At 70.7% G+C, this 19,116-nt stretch carries 12 protein-coding genes and 1 tRNA gene; all 13 read left to right on the forward strand.

Annotation, left to right across the window (positions count from 1 at the left end; all coding sequences use genetic code 11):
- Positions 1–39: 39 nt before the first annotated feature.
- A complete protein-coding gene (gene bldG, locus ACF07B_RS37300; RefSeq protein WP_037625427.1) occupies positions 40–393 on the forward strand; it encodes an anti-sigma factor antagonist BldG in 354 nt (117 codons plus the stop codon).
- Between the two features lie 99 nt (positions 394–492).
- Positions 493–918: an ATP-binding protein gene (locus ACF07B_RS37305; RefSeq protein ID WP_362395697.1), complete on the forward strand. Its 426-nt coding sequence runs from the start codon at positions 493–495 to the stop codon at positions 916–918.
- Positions 919–1,256: 338 nt separating this feature from the next.
- Positions 1,257–3,665: a sodium-translocating pyrophosphatase gene (locus tag ACF07B_RS37310; protein ID WP_369486527.1), complete on the forward strand. Its 2,409-nt coding sequence runs from the start codon at positions 1,257–1,259 to the stop codon at positions 3,663–3,665.
- 230 nt (positions 3,666–3,895) lie between these two features.
- The gene (locus ACF07B_RS37315; protein WP_392182189.1) at positions 3,896–4,492 is read left to right on the forward strand and encodes a small secreted protein; all 597 of its coding nucleotides are present in this window, start codon (positions 3,896–3,898) and stop codon (positions 4,490–4,492) included.
- A 218-nt stretch (positions 4,493–4,710) separates the two neighbouring features.
- A complete protein-coding gene (locus tag ACF07B_RS37320) occupies positions 4,711–6,240 on the forward strand; it encodes a methyltransferase (protein ID WP_369481818.1) in 1,530 nt (509 codons plus the stop codon).
- A gap of 827 nt (positions 6,241–7,067) precedes the next feature.
- Positions 7,068–7,265, forward strand: a complete 198-nt coding sequence (locus ACF07B_RS37325; RefSeq protein WP_392182190.1) for a hypothetical protein — start codon at positions 7,068–7,070, stop codon at positions 7,263–7,265.
- Positions 7,266–7,513: 248 nt separating this feature from the next.
- Complete coding sequence (topA, locus tag ACF07B_RS37330) at positions 7,514–10,312, forward strand: type I DNA topoisomerase (RefSeq protein ID WP_392182191.1); 2,799 nt, start codon at positions 7,514–7,516, stop codon at positions 10,310–10,312.
- A 137-nt stretch (positions 10,313–10,449) separates the two neighbouring features.
- Entirely contained in the window at positions 10,450–13,803 is a 3,354-nt protein-coding gene (tmk, locus tag ACF07B_RS37335) for a dTMP kinase (protein ID WP_392182192.1), read from the forward strand.
- 348 nt (positions 13,804–14,151) lie between these two features.
- Positions 14,152–15,357 carry a DNA polymerase III subunit delta' gene (locus ACF07B_RS37340; RefSeq protein WP_369481822.1) on the forward strand — a complete coding sequence of 402 codons (1,206 nt, stop codon included), beginning with the start codon at positions 14,152–14,154 and terminating at the stop codon, positions 15,355–15,357.
- A 213-nt stretch (positions 15,358–15,570) separates the two neighbouring features.
- Positions 15,571–17,157 (forward strand): alpha/beta hydrolase, encoded by a 1,587-nt coding sequence (locus tag ACF07B_RS37345; protein WP_392182193.1) that lies wholly within the window; start codon positions 15,571–15,573, stop codon positions 17,155–17,157.
- 108 nt (positions 17,158–17,265) lie between these two features.
- Positions 17,266–17,339: transfer RNA gene (locus ACF07B_RS37350), tRNA-Thr, on the forward strand.
- Between the two features lie 546 nt (positions 17,340–17,885).
- Entirely contained in the window at positions 17,886–18,629 is a 744-nt protein-coding gene (locus ACF07B_RS37355) for an IPT/TIG domain-containing protein (RefSeq protein ID WP_392182194.1), read from the forward strand.
- 146 nt (positions 18,630–18,775) lie between these two features.
- The coding region (locus tag ACF07B_RS37360) for an IPT/TIG domain-containing protein (protein ID WP_392182195.1) at positions 18,776–19,116 on the forward strand (341 nt) is incomplete at its 3' end.

Below are 19,116 nucleotides of genomic sequence, written 5' to 3' on the forward strand. Positions count from 1 at the left end.
CATGGGGCGACCGCTCGATAGCAAGGTGCTGGAGGATCCGTGGACCTGTCCCTGTCGACTCGCAATGTGTCCGGCCCCAACGGCGACCGTACGGTCGTCGAGGTCGGCGGCGAAATCGATGTATATACCGCGCCCAAGTTGCGAGAGCAGCTGGTCGAGCTGGTGAACGACGGCAGCTTCCACCTCGTCGTCGACATGGAGGGCGTGGACTTCCTCGACTCCACCGGTCTCGGCGTGCTGGTGGGCGGCCTGAAGCGCGTCCGGGCCCATGAGGGCTCGCTGCGTCTGGTCTGCAACCAGGAGCGCATTCTGAAGATCTTCCGTATTACCGGTCTCACCAAGGTGTTCCCGATTCACACCTCGGTGGACGAGGCGGTCAACGCGACCGACTGACGACCGGTCTCCCGGGTCGTGGGCCCGGCATCGCACACATGGGGACCGGGCCCACGGCCCGGCCCCCAGACAGCACGCCCGTAGTTCAGAGGGGGATGCATGGCCACCGTTGAACTCCGCTTCAGCGCGCTGCCCGAGCACGTCAGGACCGCCCGACTGGTGGCGGCAGCGGTGGCGCGCAGGGCCGGAGTGGACGAGGCCGTCCTCGACGAGGTCAGGCTCGCCGTCGGCGAGGCCTGTACTCGTGCCGTCGGACTGCACCAGAGCGGCGGTATCGCGGCACCGGTGCAGGTGACCCTGATCGAAGAGGAGAAGCAGTTCTCCATCGAGGTCGGTGACGAGGCGCCCGGATCGGTGCCCGGAGGGGCGTCCGGCACCGCCTCCGACGCGGAGATCGAGGAGGACGAGATGGGCCTCGCGGTCATCAGCGGCCTCGTCGACGACGTGGAAGTCATCGCCGGAGAGCACGGCGGACTGATCAGGATGAGCTGGCCCACCACGCCGCCGGCCGTGGCTCTTTCCTGACAACCGTCCCTCTTTATTTTTCCGAAGGGCCCTACTCGGTGGGGCCCTTCGGCATGTCCGGAGCATGTCCGGCAGCCCTCGCACGCCCATGTGGTGATCAGGTACTTCTGTGATCGCGCACGGCGTTTCGTGAATTGGTTCACGATCATTCGCGCGATAATTGGATCAAGCGACAACGCTTCTGGGGCATTACTGCATTTGGGTCCGTAGACGCCTGTCGATCATTTGCTGAAGAGCGAGTGAAGATTAATTCCGCTTACCGCGGACTGTTTTGATCAGGTTCCGGTACCTAGAATCCGTCCACATCTTGAGCTCAGCCCAAGCGTCAAGGAGGACGAATGGCGGGGCTTTCTACCCCTCAGCAGTTTGACCACCCCACAACCTTCGCAGCCGCGGTTCTGACGGACGGCAACCGTCTCATCGTGACGGTCGTCGCGGTCGTCGCCGTGGCAGCGCTCGTGGTCGCCGGGATCCTGGTGCGCCAGGTTCTCGCGGCCGGCGAGGGCACCGACAGCATGAAGGAGATCGCGAAGGCCATCCAGGAAGGCGCGAATGCCTACCTGGGGCGTCAGATGCGCACGCTCGGCGTATTCGCCGTCGTGGTGTTCTTCCTGCTCATGCTGCTTCCCGCGGACGACTGGAATCAGCGCGCCGGACGGTCGATCTTCTTCTTGATCGGCGCGGCGTTCTCGGCGACCACCGGCTATATCGGTATGTGGCTCGCCGTGCGGAGCAATGTCCGCGTGGCCGCCGCCGCACGGGAAGCGACCCCGGCGGAGGGTGAGCCCGAAAAGGATCTCACCGCCGTCTCGCACAAAGCCATGAAGATCGCTTTCCGCACCGGTGGCGTAGTCGGCATGTTCACGGTGGGGCTCGGTCTGCTGGGCGCCTCCTGTGTGGTGCTCGTGTACGCGGCCGACGCGCCGAAGGTCCTGGAGGGCTTCGGTCTCGGCGCGGCGCTGATCGCCATGTTCATGCGTGTCGGCGGCGGCATCTTCACCAAGGCCGCCGACGTCGGGGCCGACCTGGTCGGCAAGGTCGAGCAGGGCATCCCGGAGGACGACCCGCGCAACGCCGCGACCATCGCCGACAACGTGGGCGACAACGTGGGCGACTGCGCCGGTATGGCCGCGGACCTCTTCGAGTCGTACGCCGTCACGCTCGTCGCCGCGCTGATCCTCGGCAAGGTGGCGTTCGGCGACGCCGGGCTCGCGTTCCCGCTGATCGTCCCCGCCATCGGCGTACTCACCGCGATGATCGGCATCTTCGCGGTGGCGCCCCGGCGTTCCGACCGCAGCGGTATGTCCGCGATCAACCGCGGGTTCTTCATCTCCGCGGTGGTCTCGCTCGTCCTGGTCGCCCTCGCCGTCTACATCTACCTTCCGGGGTCCTACGCCGAACTGGACGGGGTCACGGACGCGGCGATCAAGGCCAAGGGCGGTGATCCGCGGGTCCTCGCGGTCCTCGCCGTCGCGATCGGCATCGTGCTGGCCGCGCTCATCCAGCAGTTGACCGGCTACTTCACCGAGACCACTCGCCGTCCCGTCCGGGACATCGGCAAGAGTTCACTCACCGGCGCGGCCACCGTCGTCCTCGCCGGCATCTCCATCGGTCTCGAATCGGCCGTCTACACCGCCCTGTTGATCGGCCTCGGCGTGTACGGGGCGTTCCTGCTGGGCGGTACGTCGATCATGCTGGCCCTGTTCGCCGTGGCGCTCGCCGGAACAGGCCTGCTCACCACAGTCGGTGTCATCGTCGCGATGGACACCTTCGGTCCCGTCTCCGACAACGCGCAGGGCATCGCCGAGATGTCCGGCGACGTCGAGGGCGCGGGCGCGCAGGTGCTCACCGACCTGGACGCCGTCGGCAACACCACCAAGGCCATCACCAAGGGCATCGCCATCGCCACCGCCGTCCTCGCGGCCTCGGCCCTCTTCGGCTCGTACCGTGACGCGATCACCACGGCCGCGAGCGACGTGGGTCAGAAGGTCTCGGGAGCGGGCGCCCCGATGAACCTGATGATGGACATCTCGCAGCCCAACAACCTGGTGGGTCTCATCGCGGGCGCCGCGGTCGTCTTCCTCTTCTCGGGGCTGGCGATCAACGCGGTGTCGCGGTCCGCCGGGGCGGTGGTCTACGAGGTGCGGCGGCAGTTCCGCGAGCACCCCGGGATCATGGACTACTCCGAGAAACCCGAGTACGGAAAAGTCGTCGACATCTGCACCAAGGACGCACTGCGCGAACTCGCCACGCCGGGTCTGCTCGCCGTGCTCACGCCGATCGCGATCGGGTTCACGCTCGGCGTCGGCGCGCTCGGTTCGTTCCTCGCGGGTGCGATCGGCACCGGCACGCTGATGGCGGTCTTCCTCGCCAACTCCGGTGGCGCGTGGGACAACGCGAAGAAGCTCGTCGAGGACGGCCACCACGGCGGCAAGGGCAGCGAGGCTCACGCGGCGACGGTGATCGGTGACACCGTCGGTGACCCGTTCAAGGACACGGCGGGCCCCGCGATCAACCCGCTGCTGAAGGTCATGAACCTGGTGTCGCTGCTGATCGCTCCGGCGATCGTCAAGTTCTCGTACGGCGACGACAAGAGCGTCGGCGCGCGGGTGTTCATCGCCGTCCTCGCGCTCATCGTGATCGTGGGTTCCGTGTACGTCTCCAAGCGGCGCGGGATCGCCATGGGCGACGAGGAGGACAACGACGAAGGCGTCGCCAAGTCGGCCGATCCGGCGGTGGTTTCGTAGCTCACAGGTTCCACGCCCGATGCGGTACGGAAATGAGTGCCGGGTCGGGGAGTGAACCAACGGGCGGGTGGACGGCGCGTGTTGACGTGCCGTGCACCCGCCCTGTGTGTGTTCGCGCCGCTGTCGTGAGCCTTCTCTCGCTTGGTGCAAATGGCTTCAATAGCAGTCTTAGCGGACATTCACCATGTGGGTGTCGCCCACATGGCGTGTATGTTCCGGGGCCGAGGGCCATGGAAGGGACCAAACCGGTGAACAAGAAGCTCGCGGCCGCACTGTCCGGCGGTGCGGTACTGGTGCTCGCGCTGTCGGGATGCGGCAGCAGCGGGGACAGCGGCAACGACAAACTGAACTCCTGGGCGAAGCAGGTCTGCGACGCGGTGAAGCCGGAGGCGCAGAAGATCGAGGCGGCCAACGCCGCGATCCAGAAGCAGACCTCGGACAACAGCGCGCCGGAGGACGTCCAGAAGACCGACGCACAGGCCTTCCAGGACATGTCCGACGCCTACAAGGCGATCGGCACCGCCGTCGACAACGCGGGACCGCCGGACGTCGAGGACGGCAAGACGAAGCAGACCAACGCGGTCAAGGAGCTCAAGGGCATCTCCGCGCAGTACGCCGCCCTGAAGACACAGGTCGCCAAGCTCGACACCAAGGACCAGGCCAAGTTCGCCGAGGGCCTCAAGGGCATCGCGACCCAGCTCGGCAAACTGAGCCAGAGCGGGAACGACGCCCTGAAGAAGCTGGAGGAGGGCGAGGTGGGCAAGGCGATGGCGCAGCAGGAGAGCTGCAAGTCGGCGTCCGGGTCCCCGGGGGCCGCCAACAGCTGAGGTCGTCCTCAGGATCGAAGGAGGGCCCGGCGCGCAGGCGCGCCGGGCCCTCGGCCTGTGCCGCCCCTCCCGTGGCACGTGCCGCCCCGCTGTCCATGGACGAGCCGCTGTCCACGGATGAGCCGCGGTCGACGGGTGAACCTCTGTCCACAGGTGGGGATGTCCACAGGCCGGGCTCTGTCCACAGGTGTGGGTACCCGTGGGCGATAGCGGACACAATGGGAGGCGTGAGTCACACCAGCCTGTCACCGTTGCCCTCGTCCGATCGTGCCGACATCGCCGCCCGGCTGCGGAGCGCGCTCCTCGGCGCCTCCTTCACCGCGGACGGTCTTCTCGACCTGCTCGGCGCCCCCGCGTACGCGGCCCTGGCGCGCAGTGAGACCGTGCCCGCCCTCCGGGCGACCCGCGGTGACACACCGCTGGAGACGCTCGTTCGGCTGTTCCTGCTGCAGCAGCCCGTGCCGTACGCGCGCGTGGCGGACGTGCTGCCCGTCGAGGACGTCCTGGAGAGCGGCTGGCTGATCCGGACGGGCGGGGACGAGGTCACGGCGAGCGTCGACATCCGGCCCTACGGCGGGCCCGGTGGCGAGGACTGGTTCATCGTGTCCGACCTCGGATGCGCCGTCGGCGGCGCGGGCGGCATCGGCAGCCGGGAGGAAGGTGTCGTCCTCGGAGTGGGAGGCGCGTCCACGACCCTCGCCGGCATCACCGTGCGCACGCCCGTCGACTCCGCGCTCGATCTCGGCACCGGCTCCGGAATCCAGGCCCTGCACGTCGCGCAGCACGCCACGCGCGTGACGGCGACCGATCTGAACCCCCGTGCCCTGCACATCACCGCGCTCACCCTCGCGCTCTCCGGAGCGCCGGCCGCCGACCTGCGCCAGGGCTCCCTCTTCGAGCCGGTTCGAGCCGACGAGACGTACGACCTGATCGTCTCGAACCCGCCCTTCGTGATCTCGCCGGGCGCCCGGCTGACGTACCGCGACGGCGGAATGGGCGGGGACGACCTGTGCCGCACGCTCGTCCAGGAGTCGGGGGACCGGCTGAACGAGGGAGGGTACGCCCAGTTCCTGGCCAACTGGCAGCACGTGGAGGGCGAGGACTGGCAGGACCGGCTGCGTTCCTGGGTGCCGCGGGGCTGCGACGCGTGGATCGTGCAGCGCGAGGTGCAGGACGTCACGCAGTACGCGGAGCTGTGGCTGCGCGACTCGGGCGACCACCGGGCCGACCCGGCCGACTACCAGGCGCGGTACGACGCGTGGCTCGACGAGTTCGAGGCCCGCAAGGTGAAGGCCGTCGGCTTCGGATGGATCACCCTGCGCAGGACAGCGGCGGCCGAGCCCTCGATCACGGTCGAGGAGTGGCCGCACTCCGTCGAGCAGCCGCTCGGCGATGCCGTACGTGAGCACTTCGACCGGGTCGACTATCTGAGACGGCACGACGACGCGGGTCTGCTCGCCGGTCACTTCAGACTGGTGGCGGAGGTCGTGCAGGAGCAGGTCGGACTGCCCGGCGCCGAGGACCCGGAGCACGTGGTGCTGCGTCAGCACCGGGGAATGCGCAGGGCCACCAAGGTGGACACGGTCGGCGCGGGCTTCGCCGGTGTGTGCGACGGCACGCTGAGCGCGGGGCGGATCCTCGACGCCATCGCCCAACTGGTCGGCGAGGATCCGGTGTTGCTGCGCGACCGGACGCCCGCGCAGATCCGCCTGCTGGTCGAGCAGGGGTTCCTGGAGCCGATCGGGTAGCTGGTGACGCCGGGGCGGACGGATCGGGGCGCGCGGGGTGCTGACGCCTCCGTTTCTCAGGCCTCTCCTGTCTGGCTCTCCGGCGCCTCCTGCCCTGTGCGGTCTCTCCTGTCCGGTCCTCCGGCTTCTGCTTGCTGGGGGCGGCAGGAGGTACGGGGTCGGCCCGGGGGGTCCGGCCCCGTACCTCCTGGACCGGGCCGGCTTGGGAGGTACGGCGTGTGCTCGTACCGCTGCCGGCCGCGCTCGGCCGGACACCCGATCGGGATCTTCCGGGAGGCGAAACCGGCCAACATCCGATGGGCGCCGGCTGCCTCCGCCCAGAGCCAGCCCCAGCCCGAGCCTGGGTGCGGCAGCCCCAGCCCCCAGCGCCAGCTTTGGTGCTTGCGGCAGCCCGGCCCGAGCCCCACCAGCGCCAGCCCCGGTGCCTGAGGCAGCCACCAACCTCAGCCCCGGTGCCTGCGTCAGTCCCTAGCCCCCAAGCCCCACCAGCGACAGGTCCGGTGCCTGAGGCAGCCCCGGCGCCGGCGCCTGCGGTAGCACCAGTGCCTGTGTTTCCCGTCCGGTCGCGCAGCTCGGTCCCGTTCCTTCCCGGCCCCGTGCTTCTCCTTGTCCATTTCGAAGCCTGTGGCGTGGGCATAGAGGCGACGGGAACGACGGATTCGCCACAGTCGGGAGAGCCGGGGCGGCGGGGCGGTGCGCGGCGTCGGGTGGGGGTGTGGGCGCCCCATGGGGTGCTGGTCGCCCGGCGTTCACCGTGGGTTCGTACGCCGGCTGCCGGGGCGTGTCAGCCTCCCGAGCCTGAGGGCGCGGGGCGAAAGGACAGAGCCATGGAAAGCGGGCCGGCGATCTTCGCGGGGATGGTGTTCGCCCTGTTCGGAGGCGGGATCCTGGCCTGGACGGTGGGCCGAATGCGGCGGGGTGAGCCGGTCGCCCACGGTGTGAACCGCGTCGCATCGGCGACCCTCGCCGGTGTCGCCGGAAGCGGGGCGCTGGCGCTCGGCGTGTGGTGCTTCACGCGCGTGTGAAACCGCGCGTGAGGACTGCGGCTCGGGTAACTGGAAAGTTACCCTCCGGATAGGCCCGGAAGAGCGGGTCGACACTCCGGGCGGCAGGAATGGCGGTAGTCGGGTTACCGTTCGAGTGGCCGTTGCGGGCTTTTCCCGTTTGACACGGGGGCGGGATGTACCGTCACACTCCGCAGCGTCAGCATGACCCGACCCCTCGGGAGCCGAGCCCCCGGGGAGCACCGCGTCGACCGGAGAGAAGAGCGAAGTTGTCCCCGACCAGCGACACCGCACACGGCGGCCGCCGACTCGTCATCGTCGAGTCGCCTGCCAAGGCGAAGACGATCAAGGGCTATCTCGGCCCCGGCTATGTCGTCGAAGCGAGCGTCGGGCACATCCGTGACCTCCCCAACGGCGCCGCGGAGGTGCCCGAGAAGTACACGGGTGAGGTCCGACGCCTCGGCGTCGACGTAGAGAACGACTTCCAGCCGATCTACGTGGTCAACGCCGACAAGAAGGCCCAGGTCAAGAAGCTCAAGGACCTGCTGAAGGACTCCGACGAACTCTTCCTCGCCACCGATGAGGACCGCGAGGGCGAGGCCATCGCGTGGCACCTCCTGGAGGTCCTGAAGCCCAAGGTTCCCGTCCACCGGATGGTCTTCCACGAGATCACCAAGGACGCGATCCGCAGCGCCGTCGCCAACCCGCGCGAGCTGAACAAGCGCATGGTCGACGCGCAGGAGACCCGCCGCATCCTCGACCGTCTCTACGGCTACGAGGTCTCGCCGGTTCTGTGGAAGAAGGTCATGCCGCGCCTGTCGGCCGGCCGCGTCCAGTCCGTGGCGACCCGGCTCGTCGTCGAGCGGGAGCGCGAGCGCATCGCCTTCCGTTCCGCCGAGTACTGGGACCTGACCGGCACCTTCGGCACCGGCCGCTCCGGTGACGCGAGCGACCCGGCCAACCTCGTCGCCCGTCTGACCTCGGTCGACGGCAAGCGGGTGGCCCAGGGCCGCGACTTCGACTCGCTCGGCCAGATCAAGGGCGCGAACACGCTCCACCTGGACGAGACGAACGCCCGCGCGCTCGCCGCCGCCCTCCAGGACACGAACTTCGCCGTCCGCTCGGTGGAGTCCAAGCCCTACCGCCGTTCGCCGTACGCGCCGTTCCGTACGACGACGCTCCAGCAGGAGGCCTCGCGCAAGCTCGGCTTCGGAGCGAAGGCCACCATGCAGGTGGCGCAGAAGCTGTACGAGAACGGCTTCATCACCTATATGCGTACGGACTCCACGACCCTCTCGGAGACGGCCGTCACGGCCGCCCGTGCCCAGGTCACCCAGCTGTACGGCGCCGACTATCTGCCGGCGCAGCCGCGTACGTACGCCGGAAAGGTCAAGAACGCGCAGGAGGCGCACGAGGCGATCCGCCCCTCGGGTGATCGTTTCCGCACTCCCGCCGAGACGGGGCTGACCGGCGACCAGTTCCGGCTGTACGAACTGATCTGGAAGCGCACCGTCGCCTCTCAGATGAAGGACGCGGTCGGCAACTCGGTCACCGTGAAGATCGCGGGCACGTCCGCCGACGGCCGGGACGCCGAGTTCAGCGCGTCCGGCAAGACGATCACCTTCCACGGCTTCCTGAAGGCGTACGTCGAGGGCGCGGACGACCCGAACGCGGAGCTCGACGACCGTGAGCGCCGCCTTCCGCAGGTTGGCGAGGGCGACCCGCTGTCCGTCGAGGAGATCACGGTCGACGGCCACGCCACCAAGCCTCCGGCCCGCTACACCGAGGCCTCCCTGGTCAAGGAGCTCGAAGAGCGCGAGATCGGCCGCCCGTCGACGTACGCGTCGATCATCGGCACGATCCTCGACCGCGGCTACGTCTTCAAGAAGGGGACGGCCCTGGTGCCCTCCTTCCTGTCGTTCGCCGTGGTCAACCTCCTGGAGAAGCACTTCGGGCGGCTCGTCGACTACGACTTCACCGCCAGGATGGAAGACGACCTCGACCGCATCGCCCGTGGTGAGGCGCAGGCCGTGCCGTGGCTGAGGCGCTTCTACTTCGGCGAGGGCGACGCGGCCGGTGCCGCCGTCGCGGGCAACGGCGACGGCGACCACCTGGGCGGTCTCAAGGAACTCGTCACCGACCTGGGCGCCATCGACGCCCGCGAGGTGTCCTCGTTCCCGGTCGGCAACGACATCGTGCTGCGCGTCGGCCGCTACGGTCCGTACGTCGAGCGCGGAGAGAAGGACGCCGAGAACCACCAGCGCGCCGACGTGCCCGAGGACCTGGCTCCGGACGAGCTGACGGTCGACCTGGCGGAGGAACTGCTCGCCAAGCCGAGCGGGGACTTCGAGCTCGGCGCCGACCCGCAGTCCGGTCACCAGATCATCGCCAGGGACGGCCGCTACGGCCCGTACGTCACCGAGGTGCTCCCCGAGGGCACCCCGAAGACGGGCAAGAACGCCGTCAAGCCGCGTACCGCGTCGCTGTTCAAGTCGATGGCGCTCGACACGGTGACCCTGGACGACGCCCTCAAGCTGATGTCCCTGCCGCGTGTCGTCGGCAAGGACGCCGAAGGCGTCGAGATCACCGCGCAGAACGGTCGCTACGGGCCGTACCTGAAGAAGGGCACGGACTCGCGGTCGCTCACCGCCGAGGACCAGCTCTTCACCATCACGCTGGAAGAGGCGCTGGAGATCTACTCCCAGCCCAAGCAGCGGGGCCGCGCGGCCGCCAAGCCGCCGCTGAAGGAACTGGGCACCGACCCGGTCAGCGAGAAGCCGGTGGTGGTCAAGGACGGCCGCTTCGGGCCGTACGTCACCGACGGCGAGACCAACGCGACCCTGCGCTCCGACGACAGCGTCGAGGACATCACGCCGGAGCGCGGCTACGAGCTGCTCGCCGAGAAGCGTGCCAAGGGCCCGGCCAAGAAGACCGCGAAGAAGGCGCCCGCCAAGAAGGCACCGGCCAAGAAGACCGCCGCCAAGAAGACGACGGCTTCCAAGACGGCCGCCAAGAAGGCGCCCGCCAAGAAGACCGCGGCGAAGAAGACGGCGGCCTCCGAAGGCTGAGTCACCGGCCGGACCGTCCGATTCCTGGGGCCCGGACCCACGTCAGAGAGCGGAAGCCCCTACACCATTTGGTGTGGGGGCGTCCGTTTGTTCGGGCACCCCTTCGGGGAGTCAGTGGGTCCGGATAGGCTGGCAGGATGACGCGAGCCGAGCAGCCAACGGCCCACAATTGGGCCCCCGACGAAGCCCTGGTCGCGGATTCGCGCGAGCGGGCCGTCCGCGCCCTGCTGCGGCAACCGCAGCTGAAGCGGTTGTGGAGCGCACACCTCGTGGGGGGTGTCGCGGATGTACTGGCCCTGCTCGTCCTGGTCGTGCTCGCCCTCCAGGCGGCTATCTCCGAAGGTTCCTTCGGCGGTGGCGCCCGCGGGGCCGCCCTCGCCGTGGCGGCCGTCTTCGGGGCGCGCGTCCTCGCGACCCTGCTCTTCGGAGCCGTGCTCCTGGGGCCCCTGACGTCGCTCACCTCCCCCGACGGGCCCCTCGACCGGCGCTGGACCATGCTCGTGGCCGACGGCCTGCGGGCCGCGCTCCTGATCGTCGCGCCCCTGTTCATCGACTGGACCCCGGACAACGCGCTCGCCGTGATCCTGGTCATCGTCTTCGTGTCCGGGGTCGCCGAGCGGTTCTGGACGGTGTGCCGGGAGAGCGCGGCGCCCGCGCTGCTGCCCGCGCCGCCGCTGGAGGGCGCCACCGTGCGCCCGCTGCCGGACCACATGGACGCGCTGCGGCGGCTGTCCCTGCGGACCGCGTTCGTCGCCGTGCCGATCGCGGCCCTCGCCCTGGTCGCCGTCTCCCTCGTCAGCAACATGCTGGGCGCCGGGATCGACTGGTTCCACCTCCACCAGGCCGCCCTCGCCTCGTACGTGGCGGCCGGACTGTTCGCGGCCTCCCTCTCGGTGGTCACCTTCCTCGAACTGCCCGACGCCCGCACCCCGCGCGCGCGGTCGCCGCTCGAAGGACTGCGCCGCCCGAAGACGGGCACCGCCGGCGACAAGGGCCGTACCGGCGCGATCCCGCTCCTGGTGCCGGCCTGCGCGGCCGTCGCCGGGGCGATCTCGGCCGCTGTCGCCGTCGCCGTGCTGGACGCCATCGACCTGGGCGGCGGACCGGTGATGTACGGGCTGCTGGTGCTGGCCCTGACCGGCGGCGTCGTCGCCGGCATCCGCACGGCCCCTTCCCTGCTCCCGTCGCTGTCGCGGCGCAGGCTGCTCGCGCTCGCCATCGCCTTCACCGGGATCGCGCTGCTGGCCGCCGGTCTCGTCCCGGACGTCACCACCGTGCTGCTGATCCTGGCCTTCGCCGGTGTGGGCGCGGGTGTCGCGGCCAACACCGGCCACGCGCTGCTCGACCAGGAGTCCGAGGACTTCCGGCGGGCCCGCACGACCGAGCACCTTCACGCGGTGGTACGGGTCTTCGTGGCGGTCGGCGCGATCGTGGCGCCGCTGGTGGCCGCGGCGATCGGCCCGCACCGCCTGGAGAGCGGCAAGTTCGTGTTCGCGCACGGCGGTGCCGCCTTCACCCTGATGCTGGTCGGAGCGCTTCTGCTGCCCGTCGCCGCCCTGGTGCTCGCCAAGGTCGACGACCGTTCCGGCGTGCCGCTGCGCAAGGACCTGCTGGACGCGCTGCGTGGCGGCGACGACCCGTCGCAGGCGCCCGCCACGACCGGCTTCTTCATCGCCCTGGAGGGCGGTGACGGGGCCGGCAAGTCCACCCAGGCCCAGGCACTCGCCGACTGGATCCGGGCCAAGGGCCACGAGGTCGTGGTGACCCGCGAGCCGGGCGCCACGCCGGTCGGCAAGCGGCTGCGCTCGATCCTCCTCGACGTGTCGTCCGCGGGCCTCTCGCACCGCGCCGAGGCCCTGCTGTACGCCGCCGACCGCGCGGAGCACGTCGACACGGTCGTCCGTCCCGCGCTGGAGCGGGGCGCCATCGTCATCTCCGACCGTTACATCGACTCGTCCGTGGCCTACCAGGGCGCGGGCCGCGACCTGTCCCCCACGGAGATCGCCCGCATCAACCGATGGGCGACGGACGGGCTCGTACCGCATCTGACCGTGCTGCTGGACGTGTCGCCGGAAGCCGCCCGCGAGCGGTTCACCGAGGCGCCCGACCGGCTGGAGTCGGAGCCGGTCGAGTTCCACGCGCGCGTGCGGTCCGGATTCCTGACGCTCGCCGCCGCCGACCCGGGCCGCTACCTGGTCGTCGACGCCGCGCAGGAGCCGGAGGCCGTCACCACGGTCGTACGGCACCGGCTCGACGTGATGCTGCCCCTCTCCGAGGCCGAGGTGAAGGCCCAGGAGGAGGCGCGCAGGGCGGCCGAGGAGGAGGCCCGGCGCAAGGCCGAGGAAGAGGCCGCCCGCAAGGCGGAGGAGGAGCGTCTGGAGCGCGAGCGTCAGGCGCAGCTCGCGAAACTGCGCGCCGAGGAAGAAGAGCGCAAGCAGCGCGAGCTGGAAGAGGCTCAGCGGCGCGAGGCCGAGCGCCAGGCGGAGGAGGCCAGGCAGCGTGCCGAGGAGGCCCGCCGCCGCGCCGAGGAGGAGCGGGTCCGGCTTCTCGCCGAGGAAGAGGCGCGCGCCGCGGAGCAGGAGCGGGCGCGCAGGCAGGCCGAGGAGCAGGCGCGGCTGCGCGCCGAGGCCGAGGAACGCCGTCTGGAGAAGCAGCGGAAGGCCGAGGAGGCGCTGCTGCGGGCCGAGGAGGCCCGGCGTATCGCCGCGGAGGCCGCCGCCGCTTCGGCGGCCGCCGCCGCTTCGGCGGCCGCGGCGGCTTCGGCCGAGGCCGCGGTGTCGAGCGCCGGGTCGGCTCCGAAGTCCGACGGCCCGACGCGTTCGCCGTCCGGTGCGGGGACGGGACGCGACGCCGATGAGGCCTCGAAGCCCTCGGCATCTCCGTCCGCCTCCGCGTCGGCTTCCAGGCCTTCGTGGCCGGCTTCCGCGCCGGACAACGAGCCGACGGTGCCCACGCCGGTCGTCACCGACCCGGCGGCGATCGACGAGACCGCCGTGCTTCCGCCGGTACGACCGGGTGAGGGACGTTCGGGCAGCCGCCTGGGATCCCGCTCCGACGTCGAGGACACGGCCACGCTGCCGAAGCCGCCGGTTCCGGGTGGGGCGGCGGACGAGACGGCGGTGCTGCCGCCTGTCTCCGCGGCCCCGCGTGCGGCCGACGAGACGGCCGTCCTTCCGCCGGTACGGGGCAGGGGTGCGGGGACCAGGGCCGACGGGCGGTCCGGTGACCCCGCGGACCGGATGCCCCGGGGCTTCTTCCGCGACGAGCGGCCGGCGGCGGGTCCCGAGGGCCCCTCCGATCGCACGCGGGAGCTGCCGCAGGTGGACGAGACGGGCGCCCCGCGCCGCAGGCCCCGTCCCGACTGGGCCGAGGAGACCCCGCTCGACGACCTCCCGACCCTGGCGGACGAACTGCTCGGCCCGCGCGAGGACGAGGACGACTGGGACGACGGCCCCGGCACCGGCCGAGGCCGCGGCGGACGCCGACGCTAGCCCGGCCGACGGCCGGGGCTACGGCGCCGGGGCTACGGCCTGGCAGGCGGAGGCGGAGGCTGACGCCGTCGGCCGGTGGCGCATCCTCCGGCTGACGGCTGACGGCTGACGGCTGACGGCTGACGGGCGACGGCTGTCGGATGGCGGCCGACAGCCGCGGGCCGGGCTCGGGGGCCGCCTGCCGGTCGGGGTCCGAAGGTCCGCGGCCGGCGTGGGCGGTGCGGCCCCGGCGCGGTCGGCGCTCGGTTCGGAGCCGGCGTACGGGCGGGTGGGCCCGGTTGTCAGTGGCGACCCGCACAATGGACGACACGAGACAAAGTGCGACGGCGCGACGGAAGGGCGGAGCCCATGCCTGTGTGGGACGACCTGGTGGGCCAGGAGAAGGTGAGCGAACAGCTCGCCGCCGCTGCCCGGGACGCCGACGCCCTCGTCACGGCGGTCGCCGCGAAGACCCCGCTCCCCGAGGCGTCCAAGATGACGCACGCCTGGCTGTTCACGGGCCCGCCCGGATCGGGCCGCTCCACGGCCGCGCGCGCGTTCGCGGCCGCGTTGCAGTGCCTGAGCCCCGACCGCGCGCTCGGCGGAATCCCCGGCTGCGGGTTCTGCGACGGCTGTCATACGAGCCTGGTCGGCACCCACGCCGACGTGCAGATCGTCCGCACCGATCTGCTCTCCATCGGCGTCAAGGAGACCCGCGACCTGGTCCGCCGCGCCCAGCTGTCCCCGGCGGGCGGCCGCTGGCAGGTCATCGTCCTGGAGGACGCGGACCGTCTCACGGAGGGCGCGGGCAACGTCCTGCTCAAGGCCGTCGAGGAGCCCGCTCCCCGTACGGTCTGGCTCCTGTGCGCGCCGTCCATCGAGGACGTACTGCCCACCATCCGCTCCCGCTGCCGGCTGCTCACGCTGCGTACCCCGCCGGTCGAAGCCGTGGCCGACATCCTCGTCCGCCGTGACGGCATCGAGCCCGATGTCGCGGCGGTCGCCGCGCGTGCGACGCAGGGCCACATCGGGCGGGCCCGCCGCCTGGCGACGGACCCGAGCGCCCGTCAGCGCCGGGCCGCGGTCCTGAAGCTCCCGCTGCGGATCGACGATGTCGGAGGCTGCCTCAAGGCGGCCCAGGAGCTGATCGACACGGCTTCCGAGGACGCGAAGCAGCTCGCCGAGGAGGTCGACGTCAAGGAGACGGAGGAGCTGAAGGCGGCGATGGGCGCGGTGCAGGGCGGTCGGATGCCGCGGGGCACGGCGGGCGTCATGAAGGACCTGGAGGACCGGCAGAAGCGCCGAAGAACGCGGACGCAGCGGGACAGCCTGGATCTGGCGCTGATCGACCTCACCGGCTTCTACCGCGACGTGCTCGCCCTTCAGTTCGGCTCCCGTCTGGCCATCGCCAACGCGGAGGCGGAGGACGCGCTGGAGCGGCTGGCCCGCGGCAGTTCGCCGGAGTCGACCCTGCGCCGTATCGACGCGATCGCCGCATGCCGTGAGGCACTCGACCGCAACGTGGCTCCGCTGCTTGCGGTGGAGGCGATGACGATGGCACTCCGCGCGGGCTGATCCTCTCCCGCCTGTCCCGTCTTTCCTGCCCCTTCCGCCGCTCCAGTCGGGGGCAGCCCATCCGGGGACGGGACGCGTTCAAGGTGGGGGACGACCTGTCCGGGGTGACCCGTTCGGGGCGCCCTGTTGGGTCGGCGGTTGACCGGGTCACCCGTACGAGCCGCTTCCGCGACTGAAGGTGATCGAACGATCGCGCAAGGTTAGGCTCGCGAGATGTACATGAGGCGCACCACACGGACGAACCGACCCCTCCGTGCGAGCGGCGTACTGGTGGCCGTCGCGGCGCTGTTCGTCTCCGCCTGCTCCTCCTCGGGAAGTTCCACGACGGCGGCCGCGACGACCGAGGCGGCGCTCACCGCGCTGCCGCGCGCCACCCCCTCGGCGCTGGCGCCGTACTACGACCAGAAGCTGAACTGGCGCAGCTGCGGCGTCCCCGGCTTCGAGTGCGCCACGATGAAGGCGCCGCTCGACTACGCGAAGCCGGGCTCGGGCGACGTCAGGCTGGCGGTTTCCCGCAAGAAGGCCACAGGACCGGGCAAGCGGCTCGGTTCGCTGCTGGTCAACCCGGGCGGCCCGGGCGGTTCGGCGGTCGGCTATCTCCAGTCGTACGCCGGGATCGGCTATCCGGCCGACGTGCGTGCCCGCTACGACATGGTCGCGGTCGACCCGCGGGGAGTGGCCCGCAGCGAACCGGTCGAATGCCTCAACGGCCGCGCGATGGACGCGTTCACGCAGACGGACACCACACCGGACGACGGCCGGGAGACGGATCAGCTCGTCGGGGCGTTCAAGAAGTTCGCCGAGGGCTGCGGCGCGCACTCGCCCGATCTGCTCCGGCACGTCTCCACGGTCGAGGCGGCCCGTGACATGGACATCCTGCGGGCCGTGCTGGGCGACGAGAAGCTGACGTACGTGGGGGCGTCGTACGGGACGCTCCTGGGGGCGACGTACGCGGGCCTCTACCCGGACCGGGCGGGCCGGCTGGTGCTGGACGGCGCGCTGGATCCGTCCCTGAACGCGCGCAAGCTCAACGAGGAGCAGACGGCTGGGTTCGAGACCGCGTTCCAGTCCTTCGCGAAGGACTGTGTGGCTCAGAGCGACTGCCCGCTCGGCGACGCGGGCACGAGCCCGGATCAGGTGGGCAGGAACCTGAAGGCGTTCTTCCAGCAGTTGGACAAGAAGCCCATCCCGACGGGTGACCCGGACGGCCGCAAGCTGGGAGAGGCGCTCGCGACGACCGGGGTGATCGCGGCGATGTACGACGAGACGGCCTGGCCGCAGTTGCGCGACGCGCTCACCTCCGCGATGAAGCAGAACGACGGCGCGGGCCTGCTCGCCCTCTCCGACAGCTACTACGAGCGGGATGCCGACGGGCAGTACGCGAACCTGATGTCCGCGAACGCCGCCGTGAACTGTCTCGACCTGCCGCCCGCCTTCTCCGGCCCGGACCAGGTGGAGCAGTCGCTCCCCGCTTTCGAGAAGGCGTCCCCCGTCTTCGGAGAGGGCCTGGCCTGGGCCTCGCTCAACTGTGCGTACTGGCCGGTCAAGAACACCGGCGAACCCCACCGCGTCGAGGCCAAGGGCGCGGCGCCGATCCTCGTCGTCGGCACCACCCGGGACCCGGCGACCCCGTATCCCTGGGCGCAGTCCCTGGCCTCCCAGCTCTCCTCCGGCACGCTCCTGACGTACGTCGGAGACGGCCACACCGCCTACGGGCGCGGCAGCGCCTGCATCGACTCCGCGATCAACCGCTACCTCCTCCAGGGCACCCCTCCCGCGAAGGGAAAGCGCTGCTCATAGCCCTGCCGGGCATCCGCGGAGCGCCCGCCCCGGGGCTTGTACGGAGCACCCCGGGAAACTGTGTAGACTTACCGACGTTGCTGATCGCACCATAGGTGTGGACAGCGCGCCGCCTTAGCTCAGATGGCCAGAGCAACGCACTCGTAATGCGTAGGTCTCGGGTTCGAATCCCGAAGGCGGCTCTGTGGAAGCCTCAGGACTCACTCGCCGTGACCTGGGGCTTTTGCTTTTTGTGCGGGCGCGAAGGGGTTCCCCGTGCGGCGCGGGTCCTTCCAGGGATGCGGGCGGCTCCTGTCGTAGCGGCGGGTCTGACTGGACCGGGTGCGCCGCAGGATTTTCATGATCGCCGGCAGGTCTGCCCCCAGCGTGCCCAGGATCGTGCTCTTCGGGCTGTTCCGTATGGCCCGGCAGGTGACCGCGTACCACCGGAAGGCGCCGCCGCACGCCCGGCGCGCTCCGCCAAACGGTTGATACCGTGTTAATTCCCTTGGTGAAGGGATCACTCTGATGGGTCAATTCAGGTGTCTGCATCAACGGGCGATGATCCATCGACTCCCCGCGGACAAGCCTCCCTCCCGGGACTGAGCTCATCCCGTCCGGACGGCCCTCCGCACCTTCCCATCTGCCGGCGGCCGGCCGTGTCGGCCTGAGCCGGTTCGGGACGTCCGTGGATCGGGACACCCAGTCGCTGCTCGGAGAAGTCTTCCGAGTGAGGAGGAACCCCCCCCATGCCTATCAGCCCCAACCAAGGCTCCGCCAGCGGCGGAACAACCGTCACCATCACCGGCGTGAACCTGTCCGGTGCCACCGCCGTTCACTTCGGGTCCCGGACGGCCACGATCACCGCGAACACTCCGACCTCGATCACCGTCATCGCCCCCGCAGGCTGCGGTGTCGCCGACGTCAACGTGACGACCGCGGGAGGGACGAGCAACTCGCTCTCCTTCTTCTACATCAGCCCGCCGATCGCGGTGTCCCTCGGCCCGGGTACCGGTCCGACCGCGGGCGGCAACACGGTCACCATCGACGGCTACGGCCTCTCCACGGCCACCGCCGTGTCCTTCGGCTCCAACACCGCGACCCCGACGGTCGTCTCGGACAGCCGGCTGTCGGTGGTCGCTCCGGCCGGCAGCTCCAGCGGCTCCGTCGCGGTCACCGTCACCACCGCCGGGGGCACGACCGCTCCGCTCACCTACGCCTACGTCGACGCGCCGACGCTGGTCTCGCTCACACCCCCCTCGGGGTCGACGTCCGGCGGCACCTCGGTGACCGTCAACGGCACCGGTCTGGCGTCCACCACGGCCGTCACCTTCGGCGGCGTCACCGCGTCCTTCGCCGTGCTGAACGGCACCACGCTGGTGGCCGTCACACCGTCCGGCTCCGCAGGTTCCGTCGACGTGGTCGTGACCACCGGGGGCGGTAGCGCCACCCTCGGCGACGGCTTCACCTACGTGTCCGGTCCCGGCATCTGACGGGGTCCCGGACGCACGGCCGCGCACGGCTCCGGTCCACCGGCCGTGCCAGCGGAAGCGGTGCGGGCTCGTGCACGCCCGCCCGCACCGCTTCCGTGCCCCCAGCTCGCGGCCCAGCCAGGCCGACCACACCCCTTGGAGTCACCGTGGCCCCTCCCGTCCTCACCTCGGTCGTGCCCAACACGGGTCCGGCTGCGGGCACCAATCCCGTGACCCTGAACGGAAGCCAGTTCACCGGCGCCACCGCCGTCACGTTCGGATCCGCGGCCGCCCTGTCGTACACGGTCACCACCTCGTCGACGATCACGGCGACCGTCCCGCCCGGAACCGGCACGGTCAACGTCACCGTGCGCACACCCGCCGGGCTCAGCAACACGGTCGCCTACACCTACGCGCCCACGCCGACCCTCAGCGGGATCGCGCCGAACCAGGGCCCGACGTCCGGCGGGACCAGCGTGGTCCTCACCGGCACCGGCCTCACGGGGAC

This window comes from Streptomyces sp. NPDC015532 (genome assembly GCF_043078065.1).
In the GTDB taxonomy this organism is placed as follows: domain Bacteria; phylum Actinomycetota; class Actinomycetes; order Streptomycetales; family Streptomycetaceae; genus Streptomyces.